The organism is Salicibibacter halophilus, from assembly GCF_006740705.1.
Classification (GTDB): domain Bacteria; phylum Bacillota; class Bacilli; order Bacillales; family Marinococcaceae; genus Salicibibacter; species Salicibibacter halophilus.
Genome location: NZ_CP035485.1, coordinates 161,817 through 184,524 on the forward strand (window position 1 = coordinate 161,817; position 22,708 = coordinate 184,524).

The 22,708-nt window shown below is 47.2% G+C and carries 23 protein-coding genes; all 23 read left to right on the top strand.

What is annotated here, in order from left to right; genetic code table 11:
• Position 1 precedes the first annotated feature (1 nt).
• The gene (gene sigF / locus EPH95_RS00885; protein WP_142086516.1) at positions 2–751 is read left to right on the top strand and encodes an RNA polymerase sporulation sigma factor SigF; all 750 of its coding nucleotides are present in this window, start codon (positions 2–4) and stop codon (positions 749–751) included.
• Positions 752–840: 89 nt separating this feature from the next.
• Positions 841–1,413: a stage V sporulation protein SpoVABEA gene (locus EPH95_RS00890; protein WP_142086518.1), complete on the top strand. Its 573-nt coding sequence runs from the start codon at positions 841–843 to the stop codon at positions 1,411–1,413.
• On the top strand, positions 1,400–2,872 hold the full coding sequence (locus EPH95_RS00895) for a spore germination protein (protein WP_142086520.1): 1,473 nt from the start codon (positions 1,400–1,402) through the stop codon (positions 2,870–2,872). The genes EPH95_RS00890 and EPH95_RS00895 overlap by 14 nt, the downstream gene beginning before the upstream one ends.
• 153 nt (positions 2,873–3,025) lie before the next feature.
• Positions 3,026–4,333, top strand: coding sequence for a diaminopimelate decarboxylase (gene lysA, locus EPH95_RS00900; protein ID WP_405127442.1), 1,308 nt, complete (start codon positions 3,026–3,028; stop codon positions 4,331–4,333).
• A 172-nt stretch (positions 4,334–4,505) separates the two neighbouring features.
• Positions 4,506–4,853: a GNAT family N-acetyltransferase gene (locus EPH95_RS00905; RefSeq protein ID WP_142086524.1), complete on the top strand. Its 348-nt coding sequence runs from the start codon at positions 4,506–4,508 to the stop codon at positions 4,851–4,853.
• Positions 4,854–5,032: 179 nt separating this feature from the next.
• A complete protein-coding gene (locus EPH95_RS00910) occupies positions 5,033–5,803 on the top strand; it encodes a segregation/condensation protein A (protein WP_142086526.1) in 771 nt (256 codons plus the stop codon).
• Positions 5,796–6,377 carry an SMC-Scp complex subunit ScpB gene (gene scpB, locus EPH95_RS00915; protein WP_142086528.1) on the top strand — a complete coding sequence of 194 codons (582 nt, stop codon included), beginning with the start codon at positions 5,796–5,798 and terminating at the stop codon, positions 6,375–6,377. The genes EPH95_RS00910 and scpB overlap by 8 nt, the downstream gene beginning before the upstream one ends.
• A gap of 106 nt (positions 6,378–6,483) precedes the next feature.
• A complete protein-coding gene (locus EPH95_RS00920) occupies positions 6,484–7,308 on the top strand; it encodes a superoxide dismutase (RefSeq protein ID WP_405127407.1) in 825 nt (274 codons plus the stop codon).
• Between the two features lie 150 nt (positions 7,309–7,458).
• A complete protein-coding gene (locus tag EPH95_RS00925) occupies positions 7,459–7,974 on the top strand; it encodes a YhcN/YlaJ family sporulation lipoprotein (RefSeq protein WP_160141533.1) in 516 nt (171 codons plus the stop codon).
• A 15-nt stretch (positions 7,975–7,989) separates the two neighbouring features.
• A complete protein-coding gene (gene spoVAC, locus EPH95_RS00930; RefSeq protein WP_142086534.1) occupies positions 7,990–8,463 on the top strand; it encodes a stage V sporulation protein AC in 474 nt (157 codons plus the stop codon).
• Positions 8,463–9,476, top strand: coding sequence for a stage V sporulation protein AD (gene spoVAD / locus EPH95_RS00935; RefSeq protein WP_193556996.1), 1,014 nt, complete (start codon positions 8,463–8,465; stop codon positions 9,474–9,476). Before spoVAC ends, spoVAD begins: the two co-directional genes overlap by 1 nt.
• Entirely contained in the window at positions 9,473–9,823 is a 351-nt protein-coding gene (gene spoVAE / locus EPH95_RS00940; protein ID WP_142086538.1) for a stage V sporulation protein AE, read from the top strand. The genes spoVAD and spoVAE overlap by 4 nt, the downstream gene beginning before the upstream one ends.
• Before the next feature lie 152 nt (positions 9,824–9,975).
• Positions 9,976–11,085, top strand: a complete 1,110-nt coding sequence (locus EPH95_RS00945) for a D-alanyl-D-alanine carboxypeptidase family protein (protein ID WP_227003996.1) — start codon at positions 9,976–9,978, stop codon at positions 11,083–11,085.
• A 6-nt stretch (positions 11,086–11,091) separates the two neighbouring features.
• On the top strand, positions 11,092–11,688 hold the full coding sequence (locus tag EPH95_RS00950) for a nucleoside recognition domain-containing protein (protein WP_142086540.1): 597 nt from the start codon (positions 11,092–11,094) through the stop codon (positions 11,686–11,688).
• Entirely contained in the window at positions 11,689–12,225 is a 537-nt protein-coding gene (locus tag EPH95_RS00955; RefSeq protein ID WP_142086542.1) for a spore maturation protein, read from the top strand.
• A gap of 226 nt (positions 12,226–12,451) precedes the next feature.
• Entirely contained in the window at positions 12,452–13,171 is a 720-nt protein-coding gene (locus tag EPH95_RS00960; protein ID WP_142086544.1) for a pseudouridine synthase, read from the top strand.
• A gap of 98 nt (positions 13,172–13,269) precedes the next feature.
• A complete protein-coding gene (gene resB / locus EPH95_RS00965) occupies positions 13,270–14,916 on the top strand; it encodes a cytochrome c biogenesis protein ResB (protein WP_142086546.1) in 1,647 nt (548 codons plus the stop codon).
• Positions 14,917–14,953: 37 nt separating this feature from the next.
• Positions 14,954–16,147: a c-type cytochrome biogenesis protein CcsB gene (gene ccsB / locus EPH95_RS00970; RefSeq protein WP_142086548.1), complete on the top strand. Its 1,194-nt coding sequence runs from the start codon at positions 14,954–14,956 to the stop codon at positions 16,145–16,147.
• Between the two features lie 683 nt (positions 16,148–16,830).
• Positions 16,831–17,553, top strand: coding sequence for a response regulator transcription factor (locus tag EPH95_RS00980; RefSeq protein ID WP_142086550.1), 723 nt, complete (start codon positions 16,831–16,833; stop codon positions 17,551–17,553).
• Positions 17,550–19,322: an ATP-binding protein gene (locus EPH95_RS00985; protein ID WP_142086552.1), complete on the top strand. Its 1,773-nt coding sequence runs from the start codon at positions 17,550–17,552 to the stop codon at positions 19,320–19,322. Before EPH95_RS00980 ends, EPH95_RS00985 begins: the two co-directional genes overlap by 4 nt.
• Positions 19,323–19,425: 103 nt before the next feature.
• The gene (locus EPH95_RS00990) at positions 19,426–20,307 is read left to right on the top strand and encodes an ABC transporter substrate-binding protein (protein WP_160141534.1); all 882 of its coding nucleotides are present in this window, start codon (positions 19,426–19,428) and stop codon (positions 20,305–20,307) included.
• A gap of 28 nt (positions 20,308–20,335) precedes the next feature.
• On the top strand, positions 20,336–21,349 hold the full coding sequence (locus tag EPH95_RS00995; RefSeq protein WP_142091430.1) for a FecCD family ABC transporter permease: 1,014 nt from the start codon (positions 20,336–20,338) through the stop codon (positions 21,347–21,349).
• Positions 21,346–22,650 (top strand): ABC transporter ATP-binding protein, encoded by a 1,305-nt coding sequence (locus tag EPH95_RS01000; protein ID WP_142086556.1) that lies wholly within the window; start codon positions 21,346–21,348, stop codon positions 22,648–22,650. The genes EPH95_RS00995 and EPH95_RS01000 overlap by 4 nt, the downstream gene beginning before the upstream one ends.
• Positions 22,651–22,708: the final 58 nt, after the last annotated feature.

A 22,708-nucleotide genomic window follows, 5' to 3' on the forward strand; every position in this document is an offset into this window, starting at 1 on the left:
TATGGAGACTAAAACCAAGAAAGGAAAGCAACCATCTGATCAGACGATACGCACTTGGATTGCCGAAAGCCAAAACGGGAGCCAAAAAGCAAGAGATCTTTTGGTAGAAAATAATACCCGTCTTGTATGGTCCGTGGTCCAACGCTTTCTAAACCGTGGATACGAAGGAGAAGATTTATTTCAAATTGGCTGCATTGGCTTGATGAAGTCCATTGATAAATTTGACTTAAATTATGAGGTGAAATTTTCTACGTACGCGGTTCCGATGATTATCGGTGAAATTCAACGTTTTATCCGGGACGACGGGACGGTAAAAGTCAGCCGGTCTTTGAAAGAATTAAACCATAAAATTCGGAAAGAGAAAGAAGAATTGACAAAGAAAAGTGGAAGAGTGCCTACGATCGCCGAAGTGGCCGAGGCATTGAATGTTTATCCGGAGGATATCGTATTTGCCAACGAAGCGACTCGTTCGTTGTCATCCTTAAACGAAACAGTCTACGAAAACGAAGGGGACCCGATTACGTTGATGGATCAGCTCTCGAACCCGGACGAAACAAAATGGTTTGAAGAGCTGGCACTTCGGGACGTGGTCCATCACCTTGAACAAAGAGAACGCTTGATTGTGTTTTTGCGGTATTACCGGGACCAAACACAATCAGAAGTTGCCGATAGACTCGGGATCTCTCAAGTTCAGGTTTCAAGATTGGAAAAGAAAATATTAGAAAAGATGCGCAAAGAGATGGTGGATTGATCCACTGTCTTTTTTTGCTCCCTGATGCATAGGACAGAACGGATGAACAGAAAATAAACGAACGCACTGGCACTGGAGGCGCTGGCAACATGACAAAACGAATCATCTATGTAACAGATGGGGATGCCGCAGCAGCAAGAGCGGTAACCACAGCTGCCAAAAGCATCGGCATCGGATGCCTCACGCTTTCCGCCGGTAATCCGACAACGTGTACATATGAACAACTGCTGGAAAGCATTGCAGAAGTTTCTGGTGAAATCGCCGTCCTTTTGTTTGACGACGCCGGTCAAGCCTACGAAGGAAGGGGAGAGGAGCTTATGGTTCGTCTCGCTAACGAAGAAGGCATCAAAGTGATCGGGGCGCTCGCGGTGGCTTCCACGGAACGATCGGGAGACTGGACGAAAGTGGATGTTTCGGTGGATCGTTACGGGAAACTGAGCGAATGGGGGGTGGACAAAGAGGGTTTTCGCGATATTGAAGAAAACCGTGTTCACGGTGATACGGTATATAGCCTCGACCAATTGTCCATTCCGGTGATTGTCGGTATTGGCGATTTGGGAAAAATGGGCGGCCGTGACCACCCGAAAAGAGGTGCGCCTGTTACGGCGACGGCCTTGCAGGTAATCATTGAACGGGGGGATGTGACGGATGTCAAAGAATAAGGAACAAACCTTAACGAAAAATCTAAATAAGAACGAAAAAATATTTAGTGACCGTTTAAATATTGATGCCAGCTTCGATGTCGGGGTCCGAAAAATAAACGTGCTCGGAAAAAAAGTGCAAATTTACTACGTGAATAGTTTAAATGATGAAGAAATTGCCATTGAAGTTATACGGGAACTCATGGACCTTGAAAAATTCGATATGAAAACAAAGGATGCAAGAGAAACGATTGAAAATCATATCGCCCATATTCAAGTGGATTTTACGGATGATGTTGATAAATGCATTTTTCATCTGTTGTCCGGACTCATTTTTATTTTGGTGGAAGGGGAAAATGAGGCGTTTGTTGTCGATGTTCGCAGTTATCCCGGGCGCGATCCGGCTGAACCCGACACCGAAAGAGTGACCCGCGGATCCCGGGATGGCTACACGGAAAATATTATCGTAAATGCCGGTTTGACACGCCGTCGTTTACGTGATGAACGGTTAAGGAACGAAATTATTCAAGTAGGAGTGCGTTCGCAAACGGACATCGTCGTCTCTTATATTAACGGAATTGTGGACCCGGATTTGGTAGGGATCGTTAAAAGGGAGATGGAAAAGATCAACGTGGACGGCATTACGATGGCCGACAAGGCTGTGGAAGAGTACATTCTTGATCAAGGATGGAATCCATTCCCGCTCGTAAGGTTTACGGAACGGCCGGACGTTGCGGCCGCGCATTTGATGGAAGGCCACATGCTTCTCATGGTTGATACGTCCCCGACCATAATGATTTTGCCGACAACGATGTTTCATCACGTTCAACACGCCGAAGAGTTTCGGCAATCCTCTGCTGTCGGGACATTTTTGCGTTGGATTCGTTTTATTGGCATGTTGGCAGCCGTATTTATCGTACCGCTCTGGCTTTTATTGGTCTTGGAACCGGATATGCTCCCTGAAGCAATATCGTATGTAGGGCCTTCTGATGATTCCAACGTTCCGGTATTCGCACAGATGCTCATTGGTGAATTGGGTGTGGAACTGATCAGGATGGCAGCCGTTCACACTTCTGCTCCGCTAGGCACTGCACTTGGTTTTGTGGCCGCCTTGCTCGTCGGGGAGATCGCCATCGATGTTGGTCTCCTCACTGCCGAAGTGATTCTTTATGTTGCCTTAGGAGCGGTAGGAATATTTGCCTCTCCCAGTCATGAGCTCGGTGTAGCTTTGAAAATGGTCCGGCTTCTCTTTATTATTGCCGTGGGAATTTTTACAACGTATGGATATGTGATCTCCATTACAGTTGTTTTTGTTCTCATGGTGCACATGAAACCTTTAAACAAACCTTATTTATGGCCGTTTATCCCCTTTGATCCAGCGGCACTATGGCAAATTGTGGCACGCTCAGGTGTTCCGACCATGCGTTTGCGCCCGAGAATCGTTGACCCCCGGGATGCCGTCCGGCAATCCAAGCCCTGATGGACCAGGGAGAAACCGAATGGTTCAACTAACGATCAGAGGGGGGGACTCCCCTTTGATGGAAGTTTCACATTATTTATTTGCTAAAACCTTCTGTTTATGGTTGAGGAATGATACAATATTGGGCATGAAGTGGGGGAGTGAAACATGTCCATGTCCGTAATGACAAACAAAAGAAATGAGCAAGGTCATTTAATGATCGGGAATATAGATGCAGTGCGTTTGGCGGAGCAATATCAAACGCCGATGTTTGCCTACGATGTTTCGGCCATTCGCAATAAAGCACGCGCGTTTAAAAGCGCGTTTGAACAAGCAGGTGTCAATTATGAAGTCGCCTATGCAAGCAAGGCGTTTAGTTGTATCGCGATGGTTCAACTGGCACACGAAGAAGGGTTGAGCCTGGATGTTGTGTCAGGAGGCGAACTATATACGGCTATCCAGGCAGGTTTTCCGATGGAAAAGGTTCATTTTAACGGAAACAACAAAAGCAGACGGGAAATAAAAGAGGCCTTGCAGGCAGGCATTGGCTGTTTCGTTGTCGATAACTTCCATGAATTAGAGTTATTGGAAGAGGAATGCAACAACCTGCAAACACAAACAAATATTTTACTGAGAATCACCCCCGGGATTGAAGGAACCACGCATAGTTATATATCCACGGGAGGGGAAGATTCCAAGTTTGGGTTTGATCTTTTTAATGGACAAGCAGAAGAAGCTGTAGCGAAATCCCTTTCCATCCCCGCCATTCAATTGCAAGGCCTGCATTTCCACATCGGTTCACAGCTTTTTGAAACCTCGGTATTGACGGAGGCAATCGCTACCCTCTATCGTCATATAGAGCATTGGCATACGCTGCATGGATTTACACCTGAGGTCATCAATGCCGGTGGAGGGTTTGGAATCAGCTATACCCGGTGTGATGAGCCCCTGGAACCGCAAGCGTTCGTGAAAGCGATTGTGCATTCGATACGCGAAGAAAGCGGAAGGTGCTACCTTCCCCTCCCGGAAGTGTGGATCGAACCGGGGCGCTCGATCGTTGGCGAGGCGGGAACAACGTTGTACACGATTGGATCCCAAAAGGAAATTGAGGATGTACGCCATTATGTGAGTGTCGATGGGGGAATGACGGATAATATTCGTCCGGCATTGTATGGCGCCCGCTACGAAGCCGAGTTGGCAAATCGTGTCAAACAACAGGATGAGAAGACGTACGCAATTGCCGGAAAAGCTTGTGAAAGCGGGGACATGCTTATTTACAATCTTCCCTTGCCGACGGTAAACAGCGGAGATTTATTAGCTGTATTTTCAACCGGTGCCTACGGTTACGCGATGGCAAACAACTACAATCGTTTGCCTCGCCCGCCGGTTGTTTTTATAGAAAATGATAAGCATCAACTCGTCGTGGAGCGGGAGAGTTATGCTGATCTTGTTCGTAACGATCGTCCCCTTGAAAAGGAATAGAAAAATAGGTCTTGAAGATTTGCTAAAATCCATGTACACTTAGAAACCGTTAACAGAAAAACAGTCACATGTTTCTGAATGACTTTTTTTGGCTATCCTATGCTTAACGATTTTTCCATGAAAATGAGTTCCTCATCGCAGAAATCTCCAGAAATGAGAGGAGCTAAGGCAGATGATTATTAAGTACAAACCCGCTTATCGAAAGATCGCGATGGGTTTGCTGTCCTATACGCCTGAGCTTAAAGAAGTGAAAACACTGCAAGAGACGATGAATGAATATGAAAGCGATGAATCAATGAAACTTTACCTGTGGAAAAAAGAAGAGGATATCGTCGGGGTCATAGGTTTTCAAGCATGCACGAATGGGGATGTTATGCTCCGGCATATCTGTGTAAACCCTTCTTATCGGCATGAGGGGCTGGGCGATACCATTCTTTCCACGATGGAAGAACGGTTAGGGAAAAAATTCATCGCTTCTGATGTGACCCGGGAATTTCTTGAAAATCGGCAAAGCAAATAAGAGATAAAGGCGCCGGAGAATGATTTTCCTCATCCGGCGTCTTTTTTTGGCAGGAAGCCATGTTTAGAGCAAACATGTTATAATAAAGGTTAAGATCCGGCTCTCCATTCCGGAGGTGCTTAAAGGTAAAAAGGGACAGGTACATAGGAAAAGATTAGGACGAATGGGGGCTTCTCGTCTTGGGCGAAGAACGGTACAATGTGAAATTGGACAGCTTTGAAGGCCCGCTGGATTTGCTTTTACACCTTATCAAACAAGCTGAGGTGGATATTTACGATATTCCTGTAGCGCAAATTACAGAACAGTATATGGCGTTTATTCATCGAATGCAGGAGCTGGAGTTGGATATCGCGAGCGAATACCTGGTGATGGCTTCCACGCTCTTGGCCATTAAAAGCCAAATGTTATTGCCAATGCAAGACGTTTGGGCGGATGAAGATTTGGAAGAAGTGGAAGCGTTGCCGGAGGAAGACCCTCGCGAAGCGCTCGTTGCACAGTTGGAGGTCTACCGCGAGTATAAAGCGGCAGCAGCCGGACTAGCGGAACGGCAATCGGAACGCGCCCGCTTTTTTAGCAAGGCCCCAAGCAAAATTACCCCCTCGTCGGAACATCGGAATGAGCCGGCGATGATTGAAGCTTCTTTGTCAGAAATGTTGCAGGCATACCAGAAATTAAAATGGCGCCTTCGTGTGAATCGGCCGCGAACGACAACGGTGGAAACCCAAAAATGGACCATTGAAGATAAAATGCAGACGATCCGCACACGCGTGATCGACAGTGCGCAGCCGCTTCCTTTTTTGCAAATGTATACTAAAGGGGAGGTCCATGAACAAGTCATTTCTTTCATGGCACTGTTACAACTGATGAAGGAGAATGCCGTGGTATGTAATCAGAGGGGAAATTTTGCAGCTATTTACATACAAGCACGGGAGGAAACGAACCATGAATAGTGACGTCGCACTCATTCTTGAGACATTGTTATATGTGAGTGGAGACGAAGGTTTGGAAGCAGCACACGCGTCTGATGTGCTAGGCATCGACCGTGCGCAGGTCATTCATGAATTACAGAATTTGGCGTCCCGGTTCGAAGCGGAGGCACGTGCACTCGCGATTTTGCAGTTCGGCTCCCGTTTTCAAATGACGACAAGGCCTGAGTTTTCCGATTATGTACAACGCTATGCCGCACCGCCTCAACGCGGAAAACTTTCGCAAGCAGCCCTTGAGACATTAGCCATCGTCGCTTATCAACAACCGGTCACACGTGCGGCGATTGAAGACATTAGAGGGGTCAATGCGGATAGGGCTATCGCTACGTTGACCGGGAAAGGATTAATTGAAGAAGGCGGCCGTTTAAAAGGAGCAGGCCGAGCGATACTTTATGAAACAACGGTCCGTTTTTTAGATGTGTTTCATTTAGCTTCGCTTAATGAGCTGCCTTCTGTCACAGACGAGGAAGAAGCAGAACAAATGGATCTGTTTTCATCCGGGTACCGGGAAAATCGAAACGATGATTTTTTTGCATAAGTCATGAGTACAACCCTTTGCCCCATATACATAGTCAGGAATAGATTCTACTTGTGTATAAGGGAGTGAAGATACGATTACGGAATGGGAAGCATATAAAGGAGAAGTGAAACAATGGCTCGATGACCTGGATGCCTTCCTGCAACATGGGGGCTACCGTGAACAGGACAGGGTGAAAGAAGGAATATCAGCCATCCGCAGTGAGATTGACCATTTATCCGTCAATGATTCCGCCCAACTAACGAAATCGGTGGAGGAACTTGAGAAGGAGTTAAACGAGAACGAACGGTCAAGCGAAGCAACCCCCGTTGAGCCGGGCGGCCACGAGCTGCCGCCGCTTCCATACGCGTACGATGCGTTGGAGCCCTACATTGATGCCGAAATCATGTACCTTCATCACGATTCCCACCATCGAGCGTACGTGGAAGGGTTGAACGAAGCAGAAGAAAAAATGGAAAAAGCGCGCCGGGATAATAAGTATGATCTCATTACGCACTGGGAACGTGAAGCGGCTTTTCATGGCGCAGGCCATTATTTGCATACGATCTTCTGGACGATCATGGATCCAAACGGCGGCGGAAAGCCCGAAGGGGACTTACTTTCCATGATAGAGAGGGATTTTGGCAGTTATCAACGATTTCGCGCCCATTTCACAGCCGCCGCCGAAGAGTTGGATGCTCCGGGATGGGTGATTCTTGTTTGGGCGCCCCGTGCCCATCGGTTGGAGATATTAAACGCAGAGCTTCACCATTATTTAAGCCAATGGGACGTGATCCCGCTGCTTGTGTTGGATGTTTGGGAACATGCATATTATTTGCAATACCAAACAGATAAAGAAGCATATGTGAATAATTGGTGGGAAGTCGTAAACTGGCCGGCCGTGCAACGAAGGCTGGAGGTGGCAAGACAAGTGAAATGGCGTCCATTTTAATCATAATACGAAAAAAACTGTTTCCGAGTGGAGACAGTTTTTTTCTTGCTCTGAAGTGTACAGCCAAGTTTTTCTAATGAACAATATGCATGTGAAACTGCCGAAATCTCATACTAAAGGTACGATATGTTTTGGAAAGGAAGAAACGTCATGTCCATTCGTCATAATCAAATGCTTGCTTTCTGTTTGTTACTCATGATGGTTCTGTTGTCCGCTTGCGGCTCAGCAGCCGGTGAAGAGCCGCCGCAAAAGGAACCGGACATTGTGCATCATTCACGTGAACCCGTAAACCAACCAGAGGAAACATCGATGTATGAGAACGTAGACCCGCGGGAAGAGCAGTCTTTGGCTAGGCAAGCGAAGGCATCCACAGAGGAGTTGGAGCAAGTGAAAGATGCCCAAGCCGTTTCATTAGATAACCATCTCTACATTGTGCCCGAAGTTACGCACGGAACCCGTTGGAATTTAGAAGCCTTTCGGGAAGAAGGGCGTGAGCATTTAAAAGATGCGTTGCCGGGGGATGCCATCATTCATTTATCAACAGATCAAAAAGCCAATATGGAATTGAAACAGCTCGCCGAAGACATTCAAAACGGTACGGTAAGCGGGAAAGAACTTGATAGGCGATTGGAAAGCATTGAAAAATTTATGAAAACGGATGTATGAAAGGGTCGAATGCTGATGGCAAATTCAAAATCAAACATGGAAACAGAAACATATAAACAAGTGGCCAAACATATGGAGCCCCCTCGTCCACTGGGGATGAGGTGTTTAAAAGCATTTCTCGTCGGCGGCTTTATTTGCCTCATTGGCCAATGCATTCAAATGTTTTACATGGCATTTTTCAATTTCAATGAAGCAACCGTAGGTGGTCCAACAGTGGCTACATTGATCTTCATCGCTGTGGTTTTAACCGGTTTTGGCGTTTATGATAAGTTTTCCCAGTTCTCAGGTGGCGGCACGATCGTGCCTGTTACCGGTTTTGCGAATGCAATGGCTTCCACGGCGATTGAATATCGTAGCGAGGGATACGTCCTCGGTGTTGGAGGCAACATGTTTAAACTGGCAGGCTCCGTCATCGTCTTCGGTACGGTGGCCGCATTCATCATTGGGATTATCTATGCCATCGTCACGCAACAGTGGGGGGTTATGTAATGTACACGGGAAAACAAAGCTGGGCGTTTCCGTCCTATCCCAACATTCTGTCTTCCGGAGTTGTTACTGGTCCGTTTGAAGCGCGAAGCCCGTTGAAAGATACATTTGATTATATTTTTGACGACCGCCGCATGGGGGAAAACACGTTTGAAAAAGCACAAGTGGCGCTCATGGAAGAAGCTTGCCAACAAGCCGTGCAGAAAGCCGGGAAAACGATGCAAGATGTAGCGTTTATTTATGGCGGTGACCTTATTAATCAAGTTACGGGGACAAGCTTTGCAATCCGAACGTTAAACATCCCTTATTATGGCTTGTTCGGTGCTTGTTCAACATCGATGGAAGCATTGTCACTCGCGGCACAAGCCGTGGAATTGGGAGCGCCGCTTGTGCTTGCCGGAACGGCCAGCCATTACGCTGCGATTGAAAAGCAATTCCGTTATCCCATCGAATATGGCGCACAGCGCCCGCCAACTGCGCAACGCACCGTAACCGCGGGAGGAGCGGCATTGGTTGGGCCTAATGGATCGAACATTGTTGTGACAAAATCGACGATCGGGAAAGTCGTCGACCATGGATTAACGGATCCGTATAATATGGGTGCTGCGATGGCTCCTGCAGCCGTTGACACCATTCTTGCTCATTTCGAAGATTTCCAGGTCGATGAGAACGACTATGATTTGATTATTACAGGGGATTTGGGCAATGTAGGACGATCGCTCGCTCTAGAATGGTTCCGACAGAAAGAGCACCCAATGCCGGAAGCGAAATTTCAAGATTGCGGGTTGCTCATTTATGATAATGCTCCGGAGGCGATGGCGGGCGCAAGTGGAACCGGATGCTCCGCAGCCGTCATATTCGGAAAAATTTTGGATGACATTACAAACGGCCGTTTGAAACGTGTGTTGGCAGTAGCAACAGGAGCGCTTCTTTCCCCTGTTACGTCCCAACAAAAGGAATCGATTCCAGGTATTGCCCATGCAGTAACGCTGGAAGCGAAGGGGGGAACCGCATGATTTTCTTTTGGGCGTTTGTTGTCGGAGGTTTAATATGTGTGATCGGGCAATTGCTAATGGATGGTTTGAAACTGACCCCCGCCCATACGTTGGCAACGCTTGTTGTAAGTGGAGCAATTTTGGACGGCCTGGGCATCTACGAACGTTTAATCGACTTTGCCGGCGCGGGAGCGACTGTTCCAATTACCAGCTTCGGCAATCAACTTGTGCACGGGGCGATGACGGAAGCGGATAACTCCGGTTTGATCGGTGTTTTAACAGGGATCTTTCAGGTGACGAGCGGAGGGATCTCCGCAGCGATTATTTTCTCTTTTATCGCAGCTTTGATTTTCAAACCAAAAGGATGATGCAGGGGATATAACTAAAGTGTCCAGTTCTTGGGCTTCCGCTAAGTCTGATGGCGGAAGCCGTAGTTTTTTACATACATAACTTGTCTCTTTTCGCATACATTTTCATAAGTAAGCTACATGGACATCCAGTGCCGGAAACGAGGTGAGAAATGAGACTTCCGCTAATCATCTTAATGTTGTGCCTTTTCGTCTGTCTTCCACCTCTCAACGTCGAAGCCGAAGAAGAACCATTTACTGTTTCGGCAGAAGCAGCTGTTTTAGTCGAAACCGAGACCGGGCGCGTGTTATGGGAGAAGGATGCGTATAGCGAGAAGCGCATCGCCAGCATAACGAAAATTATGACAGCGCTCGTCGCCATTGAGGAAGGGGACTTGGATGATTCCGTAGAAATATCCAGTCATGCCGAGGGTACGGAAGGCTCTTCCCTCTACCTCCAGACTGGCGAAAAAGTCAAATTGGAAGATTTATTATACGGGCTCATGCTTCGGTCCGGCAATGACAGCGCGGTCGCTATTGCTGAACACGTGGGCGGAAGTGTCGACGGTTTTGTTTACTTGATGAATGAAAAAGCAAATGAATTAGGCCTGGAAAATACCGTATTTGCCAATCCACACGGACTGGACGACCATGAAAACCATTACTCCAGCGCTTATGACATGGCGATGATCATGCAAGCCGCAATGGAACGGGAGGAATTTCGCACGATTTCCGGAACGAAAATGCATCGTGCACCAAATGAAAATGAAGATTGGGAGCGGGTATGGAGAAATAAAAATCGTTTGCTTACCGAGCGGTATGAATACGCAACCGGAGGCAAAACCGGTTATACGGATCGTGCCAAGCGCACGCTTGTGACCTCTGCACAAAAAGAGAATATGGATTTAATCGCCGTCACGTTGAACGCCCCCTCAGATTGGGACGATCATGTCCGCATGTTTGAATATGGGTTTGACACTTATCAGATGCATCGATTGATTGACGCGGGCGACCTCGAGAGAGGCGATGATGAAAGATACGAAGGTTATGAAGTGCGAAGATCTGCCATGTATCCGCTAACCGAAGAAGAATACGCTCGTGTCTTGCCCGAAGTCAAATGGGCTGGTGATGAAGCGTTGCCTTTCGCCGGGCATCTTCAGTTTCAATTGGATAACAGGGTCATTTCTGAACAGCCGGTTTACCGCGAAGAAATCGAAAAAACAACGGAGGATCTTTCCTTTTGGGAGCGTTTGAAAGACCGTTTCCGACAGATGATGGAGTGATCTAGAATGATTAATTGGATCTGGATGTCAATGCTCATCACAGGCCTTATTTTTGCAATGTTTACCGGCAGGATGGAGGAAGTAAATGAGGCGATTTTTGAAGGCGCTGAAGAAGCGGTCGTTCTCTGCTTCGGACTCATAAGCATTCTCGTTTTTTGGCTGGGGATGATGAGAATTGCACAAGAAGGAGGGCTCCTTACACTGCTTTCCAAAGTGATGTCTCCCCTCGTCCGGCGGCTGTTCCCGGAAGTGCCCAAAGATCACCCCGCAATGGGGTATATTCTTTCCAACATGACCGCGAATATGTTTGGGCTTGGAAATGCCGCAACACCAATGGGGATAAAAGCAATGGAACAATTAAAAGAATTAAACGGGGGAAAAGATGAAGCCAGTCGCTCCATGATTACGTTTCTCGCGATTAATACTGCCAGTTTGACGTTAATTCCGACAACCGTTATCGCGATTCGAATGACATATGACTCTGAAAGCCCGGGTGAAATCATCGGAACGACGATAGCGGCAACGGCAGTGGCTGTCATTAGCGCGATCATCATCGACCGCTTTTTTCACTGGCGTCGAGTGCAACGAGCGAGGGCAAAATAAATGGCTGTATTTACAACAATCTCCATGTACATCATCCCCCTGTTGTTGTTTGTCATTCTTGCAAGTGCCATTATCAAACAGGTGCCGGCATACGAAACGTTTATTGAAGGGGCGAAAGATGGATTCCAAATGGCGATTTCCATTATCCCTTATCTCGTTGCCATGTTGGTCGCCATTTCCGTTTTTCGTGCTTCCGGAGCATTGGATTTTTTACTCGAAGGCATTCGCCCGGTCCTCGCGTTGATCGGTGTGCCGACAGAAATAGTTCCGCTAGCGGTTATGCGCCCACTATCAGGTACAGGTGCGCTCGGTGTGATGAGTGATTTGCTAGATGTGCACGGACCGGATTCGTTCATTGGCCGATTAGCATCCACGATGCAAGGAAGCACGGACACAACGCTTTATGTACTTACGGTCTATTTCGGAGCCGTAGGAATTAGAAAAATCGGCGATTCTCTCAAGGTGGGGCTACTCGCGGATATTTGCGGGATTGCAGCGGCTATATTTTTCGTCACACTCGTCTTCGGCTCCATGTGAGCGATGGTAAAACTTTAGTCTATATCGTCCTTTTGACGGTATAGACTTTTTTTATACAAAGGAATGGAGCGGTCAAATATTACGATTTACTATACCGCAACCAACCTTGGCCGAATAACGTTTGTGGTTACACGGGGGAAAAAGAATCATAGGTTGCCGCGGTTAAAAATTAAGCGCTTGTGAAAAGATAATAGGAAGGGTATGATGGGTGCTGAGGTGAAAGCAGATGGAACGACTACAGAAAGTGATTGCGCACGCCGGCGTAACGTCTCGCCGAAAAGCAGAAGATTATATCGTCGCCGGGCGCGTTGCTGTGAACGGGAAAGTCGTAAAGGAATTGGGAACCAAAGTACCCGAAAAAGCAACGATTGAAGTGGACGGCATTCCGATTGAACGGGAAGCGCCTGTTTTTTTCTTGTTATATAAACCAAAAAAGGTGATTTCGGCTGTAGAGGATGATAAAGATCGACCCGTAGTCACTGATTATATTGATGAAACTGAAGCGCGAATCTATCCAATCGGACGACTGGATTATGATACAACCGGCTTGTTATTGTTAACAAACGATGGGGATTTTGCAAATTCAATGATGCACCCCCGGAGCAATATCAATAAAACGTACATTGCAAAAGTAAAGGGCAAGCCATCAAAAGATACATTGCAGAGACTTTCCCGCGGCATTAAACTGGATGACGGCAAAACAGGTCCTGCGAAAGTCTCTTTTAAGTCCGGAAATAAAAAGAACGATACTTCCATCATCGAACTTGTCATCTCCGAAGGGAGAAACCATCAAATCAAACGGATGTTGGAGGCCGTCGGCCACCCCGTTCTAAAATTGAAGCGAGAGAGGTATGCCTTTTTGACCCTTGACGGTTTAGATCCCGGAGATTTTCGTTCGTTAAAGCCGGTGGAAGTTGCGAAGTTACGGGAAATGGCTGTCACATAAGTGTCATTAAAAATAGACATCGACGGCAGTAAACAAATCCGATGATCGTTATAATAATTTTAGAGAATACCTGAAGTGGGTGGTATCGGGGTGATTTTTTGCAAGATATAAAGTGTAGTTGTGGACACATAAACCCTTATGGCACAGAGGTGTGCGGATCATGCGGAAAGCCGCTTGCAGATGCAGACTCCGACCGTTTGCTTAATATGCGTTACGAAGGGGCCGCTCGGCGTTCGCAAACGTATAATAAGACGATCATCGACAAAATATGGAACTTTTTTTCATCGGTAAAAGTCGGGATTGCGATTATCGTTATTACCTTGATTGCGTCATCGATCGGGACCCTTTTTCCCCAGGAAATGTTTATCCCGCCAGGTGAAGATCCAGCGCAATTTTATGCAGAGGAACACGGGGCGCTCGGGCAATTGTATTACAGCTTGGGGTTGCATAACCTTTATGGCTCCTGGTGGTATATGCTGCTGATTGCCGCGCTCGGGACCTCGATTATTGTCGCGAGCATCGACCGCTTTTTTCCGCTGTATAAAGCATTAAAAACCCAGCGGGTAACCCGGCATAAAGGCTTCATGAAACGTCAACGAATATTTGGGACAAGCGGCGTCGACAATGTAGATGAAACAATGGAGCAAGCCCAAAAAATATTAAAAGACAAACGGTATAACATTCGCACCGAAAACGGGAACCTTCTCGCGGAAAAAAATCGCTGGGCGCGTTGGGGGCCTTACGTGAATCATATCGGGCTGATTATCTTCTTGATTGGTGCTTCTTTACGTTTCTTGCCGGGGATGTATATTGATGAGAACATGTGGGTGCGCGAAGGGCAAACCGAAGTAATCCCCGGCACATCCGGCGAATATTACGTGGAAAACCAGGGATTTACCGTGGAATACCATGAGACGGAAGGTGAAGAGGAAGCTGCACCGTTAGAGGACACGTTCCGTACCGACGCTGTTTTACATCAACCGGATGAAGACGCACCAGTAGGGGTGGACCAGGAACTGGAAGAAGTAGACCAGCATGCCATTGAAGTCAATGACGCCTTTCATTTTGATGATTACTCCCTTTACCAGGTCGATTATAAACTAGACGAATTAAAGGAAATGAGCTTCGATGTGGAAGATACGGAAACGGATGAAACCGTAGGTTCGTTTACGGTGGACTTAAACAATCCGGACGATGGTTACGAGCTTGAAAATAATGAAAATGTCCGTATCCATAGTTACTTTCCTAACTTTGATATCAGTGAAGATGGAGTCCCTACGACGGAAAATGACGTTCCGGACAACCCCGGGTTTATTTTCGAAATGACGAATCCGGACACGGGAGATTTGGAACATACGTTTGTGGGTATACAAGCCAATTACAATGTGAGTCCAAATCAAGAAGAGAATCGTTACGCATTTACGTTTGGCGGTTTTGACACCAACCACGTAACCGGTTTGACGGTGCGAAAAGATGAAACACTGCCGTTTCTCATTGCCGGAGGCGCGATTTTCATGATTGGGCTTGTGCAAGGATCTTATTGGCCGCATCGCCGAATTTGGTTGCAGCGACAAAAAGACGGGGAGATTTGGCTTGCCGGCCATACTAATAAAAACTGGGAATCATTGAAGAAAGATATTCATGCAGTGACGGAAGAGACGGAAGTAACGACACCGAAAGACCAAACGGATGAGGAAGATGAACAGCTCGCACATGAGAAAAAAGAAGATAACATCCAATCCTAATTCGCTATAGGGTGCGTTACTCAGGAGGGAAATAAAGATGGAGCAATTGAGCATGAATCTGCTCGGCACGGCATTCTTCCTTTTTCTTGCAGCTACCATTTTTTATGCTGTGTCAGTAACGGGAAGAAAATGGCGGGATAAAGAGGGCCGGATGACCGGCAACAACTGGGGGAAATTGGGCTATCTTTCGTCTATTTTAGGCGTCGCGGCTGCCTTGGGGTATTTCTTCACCCGCTGGGCTTATGCCGGATTTGCCCCAGTCAGCAATATGTTTGAGTATACCGCGTTTTTTGCGATTACACTAAGTCTTGCATTTGTGATTTTATACGGGATTTACAGGGTAAATGTACTCGGCTTGATTACGATGCCGATCGTGATGCTCATGATCGCTTATGCATCTGTGTTTTCAACGGACGTGGAACCGCTGCAGCCCTCTTTGCAATCCCATTGGCTGGAAATTCACGTCATCACCACGGCCATCGGCCAAGGGATACTCGCGGTAAGTTTTGGGGCAGGTTTAATTTACCTGCTGCGAACGATCGATTTAAAGCGAAAAGGAATGACGAAACGAACGTTTGGCGTGGAATTCATTATGTACACGTTAATAAGTGTGCTTGCGTTCGTCCTCGTTACCAATATCTTTGGGGCTTTCGATTATGAAGCGAACTTTGCTTATATTAATGAGGAGGGCGAACCGGCGGAAAAACTTTATGAACTTCCTCCGCTTTTCGGCCCGAATGAAGGGGAACTTCTTACTGAAGAACGGATGCAGCCATGGTTTGAGATGCCGGATTGGATTGTAAGCGATGATCTTAACACGGTCGTATGGGCATTTGGAACCGGTTTGATTTTATATGGGCTCGTGCGTTTGTTTACCCGAAGGCGTGTCGGCGCGCTTTTACAGCCGCTGTTCAAGAGTGTTAAGCCGCACACGGTGGATGAAATCAGTTACCGTGCCATCGCGATCGGCTTTCCCGTTTTTGCGCTTGGAGGACTCATATTTGCGATGATCTATGCCCAAATTGCCTGGACAAGGTTTTGGGGCTGGGATCCGAAGGAAGTATGGGCGCTCGTTACGTTTCTTTTCTACGCAGCCTATCTTCATTTACGATTGAACCGAAGCTGGCACGGAGAACCTTCCGCTTGGCTGGCGGTTATTGGGTTCGCGATTATCATATTCAACCTGATATTCGTAAACCTTGTCATCGCTGGTCTACATTCGTATGCTTAAAGATTACGGAGGGGCCTTCGCAGGATGGCCTCTCTGAATTTAACCATCAAGGGAAAGGAGTATGAAGTCTGAAATAAATCGTTAAGGTTTTCGCTAAATAAAAGGGCATAACAAATAGGCCATCACGAGATGATGACAATGGTAATATATGGTAATACGTTAAATTCTAAGACCCTTTTTTCCTTGATACGGAAACATCTTTGCAATTGTGTTCACAAAGCCACTGTGACAGCTCTCTCAACCATTTGGTATAGGTTGAAAAGCGATGGCGTTTGTAAGTCTTGAAGCCTTTGTCGGTAGAAGCAATACAAGCAACAAAGGGTTTTTGGACGTCAATGCCACAACAAATGGGATATACACTTTTTAATCCCATCAAGTTGTTTAACTCCTTTCTAGAATATATAGGGATAGAACAGCATTGACTGATGGACCAGCAATAAACGAGTGAGTGTTTATACAAAGATAAGTCTTCGTGCTCGGTGACACACTTATTTGTGCTTGAAAAGGCCATCTACACATATAACAATTCGGTCATCCCGCGATCGGAATGGCCCACTCACCTCCGCGTGATTTGTAGTTAACTGTGTATCCCTATAAGTCTAGAATAAAACCAAAAAGCGCTCAGAGCAACTTATTTCATGACGTTTTGTGCCTTGAGCGTAGCGAAAGGAATGGTTATAACAATGGAAGAAACCGAGAGAATCCTTGTTGTAGATGATGAAGCTCGTATTCGCCGATTGCTGCGTATGTATTTGGAACGTGAAAACTATCAAGTCGAGGAAGCGGAAAATGGGGAATTTGCCCTTGAGTTGGCAAAAGAAACAGACTATGACCTTATTTTACTTGATTTAATGATGCCCGGTATGGACGGGATTGAAGTGCTTCAAGAACTTCGGAAAATAAAAGCGACACCGGTTGCCATTTTAACGGCAAAAGGCGAAGAATCTGAACGCGTGCAAGGATTTGAAGAAGGAACCGATGACTACATTGTAAAACCCTTTAGTCCGAGGGAAGTTATTTTACGTGTGAAGGCATTGTTGCGCCGAGCGTCAACAACCGCTTATTTGCACACCGACACACAAACAAAAAATATTCTGGCGTTTGATCAGATAACCATTGATCATGACGCCCATCGTGTAACCGTTGATGACGAAGAAGTTTTGTTGACCCCGAAAGAGTATGAATTGCTGCATTATCTCGCCAGCACCCCCGATAAAGTATTTTCACGTGAACAGCTGCTAAAAGATGTGTGGGAATACGAGTTTTTCGGGGACCTTCGCACGGTCGATACACATGTAAAACGCTTGCGTGAAAAATTGAATAACATTTCAACGGAAGCGGGCGAAATGATCACGACTGTGTGGGGGATTGGTTATAAATTTGAGAACAGTATGAACGCAAAATGATTTGGAGAAGTGTAGTTGGTAAGCTTTGGCTTACCATTTTACTCTTGGTAGCGGCTGTGCTCATCGTACTAATGGTTTTATTGGATCAGTTTTTCGAAAACATGCATTTGAATCAAATAGAAGATGAATTAATGAGCCATGCCTCCTTCATCATCACCCTCATGGAAGAAGACGGGGAAACGCTTGACGGCATGGACACCGTGCAACAACTGACGGAGACTTCCGGAACGCAAGCGATTATTTTTCGCAACGAAATGCCATATTGGAATTCGTTTCAAGGGTCCGGGGATGAAATCGCTATCCCTCCCTTCCAACTGGCTGAAATTGAAGAAATATCGGCAGCGTTAGAAGGCGAAGAGGCGATCACGACCCAACTGATTTATGAAGACGCATATGAAGAAGAAACGGGTTTTATCGTTGTGGCAGCTCCTTTCCAAATGACAGACGAAGCGGACTATTCTCTGCTGTTATACCAATCGCTCGGTGTGATGGAAGACACCACGCAAGAAACACGAAGATTGATTTTTTTGGCGGGCGGCATTGGCTTCACATTAACAACATTTTTTGCTTTTTTTCTGTCATCAAGAGTGACGGCTCCACTGCGTAAAATGCGGCAGTCGGCGCTTGAAGTTGCGAAAGGAAACTTTGATACGCCTGTCCCAATGATGACGAGAGATGAAATCGGCCTTTTAGCCATCGCCTTTAACCGCATGCGCCGGCAGCTTAACAACAATATCGAAGCACTAAACAGGGAAAAAGAACAACTTTCCAGAATATTAAGCAGCATGGTCGATGGCGTTATTACATTGAATCGCCAAGGCAACTTGTTGGTGAGCAATCCACCGGCTGATCAATTTTTGCAAAGCCACCGGTATGAAGAAGGTGGAGAAACAATCGGGGAACGCATCCCCGAGGAGATACAGGCATTGTTCGAGACGGTTGTGAATACCGAGGAAGAACAAACAACGGAAATTTATGTGCAGGGCCGAACGTTTGGTGTTTTGATGAGCCCGTTATACCACGACAAGTTTGTCCGTGGAGTCGTGGCTGTCATTCGTGATATGACGGAAGAGCGGCAAAATGATAAACTGCGAAAAGACTTTATTGCCAATGTATCCCATGAGCTGCGTACACCAATCGCGATGTTACAGGGGTATAGTGAAGCGATGATCGACGATGTCGCCCAAAGCCGCGAAGAGGAAAAAGAGATGTCGCAAATCATCTACGACGAATCCCTTCGGATGGGGAGACTCGTCAATGAATTGTTGGACATGGCACGCATGGAATCCGGACAATTAACGATGCAGATGGAGCGTGTCGACTTGTTTACCCTATCCGGTAAGGTTTTTCGCAAATTTAAACCAATGGCTGAAGATGCAAATATCAACCTCTATCATGAGACCCATGGTTCGGATCCGTGGGTGGAGGCGGATGCTGACCGGGTTGAACAGGTGATGACGAACTTGCTCCACAATGCGCTTCGCCACGCGGACTATGAAGGCAGTGTGACGTTAAAAGTTGTCGCGCAGGAAGAAGGCATAAAGATTGAAGTGATGGATACAGGCGCAGGCATTTCGGAAGAAGATATCCCATTTGTGTTCGAGCGTTTCCATAAAGGGGACAAAGCAAGGACAAGAGACAAAAACCATGGCGGTACCGGCCTGGGGCTTGCCATTGTCAAAAATATCATCGAAAACCACGGCGGAAAATTATCCGTGCAAAGCAAACTCGATAAAGGATCGACGTTTACGGTCTTTTTATATCGGTAAAGGGAAGTTTGCCACTTGTAATTGTTAGGGGGCTGTAGCTATCGTTCGACCGTTTATGTTTATGCTGTTGCTTTTGTTGCTGACAGCATGTGGATCCCAAGAGATGGAAAACGACTCAACAACGGAGGATTCCGATGCCCCCGAAAGCAGTCATTACCCGATAGAGGTTGAGGATGCCTATGGACATGCTGTACAAATCACGATGGAACCGGAGCGCATCGTCAGCTTGATGCCGAGCAATACCGAGATTGTTTTTGCGTTGGATAAAGGCGATGCGCTCGTCGGCGTAACCGATTTTGACGATTACCCCGAGGAGGCGGCAGCGATTGAAGCGGTAGGATCGGGAATGGGGTTTGACGTGGAACGTGTGCTTGCCCTTGAACCTGATCTCGTCTTGGACCATGCGTCAAGCGGAGATGCTGCCAATGAAGGGCTTCAACAGTTGGAGAATGCAGGAATCGATGTGTTGACGGTCGCTGACCCTCAGTCATTGGAGGAAGCTTATGATGTGATCGAAAAGGTGGGCACGGTCGTTAACCGTGAAGAAAAAGCGGAAGATATCATCGAAACGATTGAAAGTGAAATCGAGGACATTCAAGCTGTCACCGGCGATATCCCGGAAGAAGAACAAAAGCGGGTATGGATCGAAGTGTCAAGCGACCCGGATCTTTATACGGCTGGGGGCGGTACGTTTATGGATGATATGCTGACAGCTGTGGGTGCCAGAAATGCCGCTGAAGACAGCGAGGGCTGGGTAGCATTTACAGAGGAAGACGCGGTTGCATTGGATCCGGATGTGATCATTACAACCTATGGCGATGAAGAAACGATCATGGAAAGAGAGGGGTGGCAAGAAGTGACCGCGATTCAGGAGGAGGCTGTCTACAGCTTGGACGGCGACCTCTTGTCCAGGCCCGGACCTAGACTCACGGAGGGGTTGCGCACACTTGCCACACATATTTATGAAGACGAGTGGCCAAACTAGCCAAATTGATCGCAAGCAAACACCACGAATGTTGTATGCAGTGGCGGTTCTCTTTTCGGCAAGTATGATTGTGCTCGGCATATCTGCCGGCAGTCAAGCGATTGCCCCGAATGAAGTGCTCATGATTTTGAGTGCTTCTTTATTCGGAATGGAATCGACAGCCATAGACGCCATCCAATCACAAATTGTGATGGATATTCGACTTCCGCGAACGCTCCTCGCTTTTCTCGTTGGAGCTGCTTTGGCAATGGCGGGTGCAGCTTTTCAAGGGTTTTTGCGAAATCCCCTTGCCGATCCATACACACTCGGTGTTTCTTCCGGCGCTGCTCTTGGAGCAGTCGTCGTTATCTTTTTTCAATTTACGATTCCGTTTTTGGGGAATTTCACATTGCCCGTGGTAAGCATCGGAAGCGCCCTGGTGACGCTTCTCGTGTTGTTGGCGTTTGCGAGGGGTATGCGCCGTTCTTTATCGGCAGAAACGATTATTTTAATCGGCATTATTATTAGCGCCTTCTTGGGCGCGTTTTTGTCGCTATTGATCGCGCTTGCGGGGGAAGAACTGCGGCAGGCCGTACAGTGGTTGTTGGGCAGCGTCGGTATGCGCGGCTGGAATTATGTGCAGTTAATGATCCCTTTTTTTCTCGTCGGTGCGTTGGTGTTGATGAGCCATTTAAAAGAGATGAATGCTTTTTCGTTTGGGCTGGATTTTGCACGCAATATAGGGGTCAGTGTGAAAAGGAGCGGTGTGTTGATATTGACGGGCGCGGCCGTTTTAACGGGCGCGGCGGTTTCCGTTGCCGGAACGATCGGTTTCGTGGGCCTTGTCGTCCCTCATTTTGTACGAATATTGACAGGTCCTGACCATCGTCATCTTTTGCCCGTGTCGCTGTTGATCGGCGGAGGTTTTTTGATCGCGGCGGATATCATCGCTCGTCTCGCGCTTGCGCCCATGGAGTTGCCCATCGGGGTCATAACAGCCCTCGCGGGTGCTCCGATATTTGCGTATTTACTCATAAGGCAACAGCGTGTGCAGGGGGGATGATGATGCTAAAGGCAGAACGCATTACGGGTGGTTACGGACAACGAGCTGTCGTACAAGACGTTTCGTTTACGATAAATGAAGGGGAAATGCTCGGGATCGTTGGGCCGAACGGGAGCGGGAAGTCAACCTTGCTGCAGCTTTGTACCGGAGCCTTGCCATTAATGGGAGGCGAGGTGCGGCTTTGCGGCCACCGGTTACAGACTTACAAAGATAAGGAACGGGCACAGTTGTTGGCTGTGGTGTCCCAACAGGCGTCTGTGTATTTTTACTATACCGTACGTGAATTTGTGGCTCTGGGCCGTTACCCCCACACGCGCCGGTGGTTATCCGTTTTTAACGAAAAAGATGAAGATGCCATTGAACGAGCAATGGCTGAGATGGATGTCGCTCAATACCGGAACCAGCCGCTGCAAACCTTGAGCGGCGGAGAACGTCAGCGCGTCTATCTTGCCCGGGCGTTTGCCCAGCGTCCGGCTGTGATCCTATTGGATGAACCGACCAATCATTTGGATATTGCTTATCAAATGAAATTTTTGGATGCATTAAAAAAATGGAGCGTTGCAAAAGGCGGCGCTGTTGGTATTATTTTTCACGACCTGAATTTGGCGGCACTCTATTGTGACCGGGTTCTTCTTTTGGAGGAAGGGGAGCGAAAAATTTGCGATGAACCGGCTCAGGTGCTGACGAAAGAACGTATTTACGCTCATTACGGGGCGCGAGTAAGCAACGTCAGACACCCGGATATTCCAAAACAACAACTACTGCTAACCCCCGGCACTCTACGGGAAAACCAACCCCAAAAGCCTCAACTTTCGGCAGATGGCATGGCGGCCATCGTTGACCTTCCTGTGCCGTTCAACGTGTTTTCCGGTGTTCCGTTCACGCATTCCTGGAAAAAGCAGATCAGAGTCGTTTTCCCTCGTGAAGGAATGGACATAAAACCTTTCGATCCGTTTCCGATTGACCGGTCTTTTGATTGGCAGCCAGGGCCAAGCGTCAGATTGAAACACATCGAAGAGGATAATGGGCAGAACATTATATTGGGAGCAACGTTACATGCGAATCGGAATGCGAATGTTATCGCCATTTTATTTTCAAAACTCCATGAAGAAGCCTTGGCTGGTTTGCTCATGGAGCTCACAAAACAATTAGCTGTGTTTTTACATCCTAGGTTTGAACTGGGTACGGTTACGGTTGGCAGTGATCCAAATGGAGAGGCTTGCAGAATGGAAAATGCCCGACAAACCGCTGGAGCCGAATTGCAAAAACTGTTACTGGAGGTACAGAAAATAGAAGATTGAAGGCTGTTCATGCGCAGGTGGATTTTGCGCTCTTTCAGAGGCAGGATGGTTGGTGTTC

Bases quoted from the DNA above. Each gene is read 5' to 3' on its own strand.
- sigF (WP_142086516.1), top strand. From the start codon at position 2: ATGGAGACTAAAACCAAGAAAGGAAAGCAACCATCTGATCAGACGATA.
- EPH95_RS00890 (WP_142086518.1), top strand. From the start codon at position 841: ATGACAAAACGAATCATCTATGTAACAGATGGGGATGCCGCAGCAGCA.
- EPH95_RS00895 (WP_142086520.1), top strand. From the start codon at position 1,400: ATGTCAAAGAATAAGGAACAAACCTTAACGAAAAATCTAAATAAGAAC.
- lysA (WP_405127442.1), top strand. From the start codon at position 3,026: ATGTCCGTAATGACAAACAAAAGAAATGAGCAAGGTCATTTAATGATC.
- EPH95_RS00905 (WP_142086524.1), top strand. From the start codon at position 4,506: ATGATTATTAAGTACAAACCCGCTTATCGAAAGATCGCGATGGGTTTG.
- scpB (WP_142086528.1), top strand. From the start codon at position 5,796: ATGAATAGTGACGTCGCACTCATTCTTGAGACATTGTTATATGTGAGT.
- EPH95_RS00925 (WP_160141533.1), top strand. From the start codon at position 7,459: ATGTCCATTCGTCATAATCAAATGCTTGCTTTCTGTTTGTTACTCATG.
- spoVAC (WP_142086534.1), top strand. From the start codon at position 7,990: ATGGCAAATTCAAAATCAAACATGGAAACAGAAACATATAAACAAGTG.
- spoVAD (WP_193556996.1), top strand. From the start codon at position 8,463: ATGTACACGGGAAAACAAAGCTGGGCGTTTCCGTCCTATCCCAACATT.
- spoVAE (WP_142086538.1), top strand. From the start codon at position 9,473: ATGATTTTCTTTTGGGCGTTTGTTGTCGGAGGTTTAATATGTGTGATC.
- EPH95_RS00945 (WP_227003996.1), top strand. From the start codon at position 9,976: ATGAGACTTCCGCTAATCATCTTAATGTTGTGCCTTTTCGTCTGTCTT.
- EPH95_RS00950 (WP_142086540.1), top strand. From the start codon at position 11,092: ATGATTAATTGGATCTGGATGTCAATGCTCATCACAGGCCTTATTTTT.
- EPH95_RS00955 (WP_142086542.1), top strand. From the start codon at position 11,689: ATGGCTGTATTTACAACAATCTCCATGTACATCATCCCCCTGTTGTTG.
- EPH95_RS00960 (WP_142086544.1), top strand. From the start codon at position 12,452: ATGGAACGACTACAGAAAGTGATTGCGCACGCCGGCGTAACGTCTCGC.
- ccsB (WP_142086548.1), top strand. From the start codon at position 14,954: ATGGAGCAATTGAGCATGAATCTGCTCGGCACGGCATTCTTCCTTTTT.
- EPH95_RS00980 (WP_142086550.1), top strand. From the start codon at position 16,831: ATGGAAGAAACCGAGAGAATCCTTGTTGTAGATGATGAAGCTCGTATT.
- EPH95_RS00985 (WP_142086552.1), top strand. From the start codon at position 17,550: ATGATTTGGAGAAGTGTAGTTGGTAAGCTTTGGCTTACCATTTTACTC.
- EPH95_RS00990 (WP_160141534.1), top strand. From the start codon at position 19,426: ATGGAAAACGACTCAACAACGGAGGATTCCGATGCCCCCGAAAGCAGT.
- EPH95_RS00995 (WP_142091430.1), top strand. From the start codon at position 20,336: ATGTTGTATGCAGTGGCGGTTCTCTTTTCGGCAAGTATGATTGTGCTC.
- EPH95_RS01000 (WP_142086556.1), top strand. From the start codon at position 21,346: ATGATGATGCTAAAGGCAGAACGCATTACGGGTGGTTACGGACAACGA.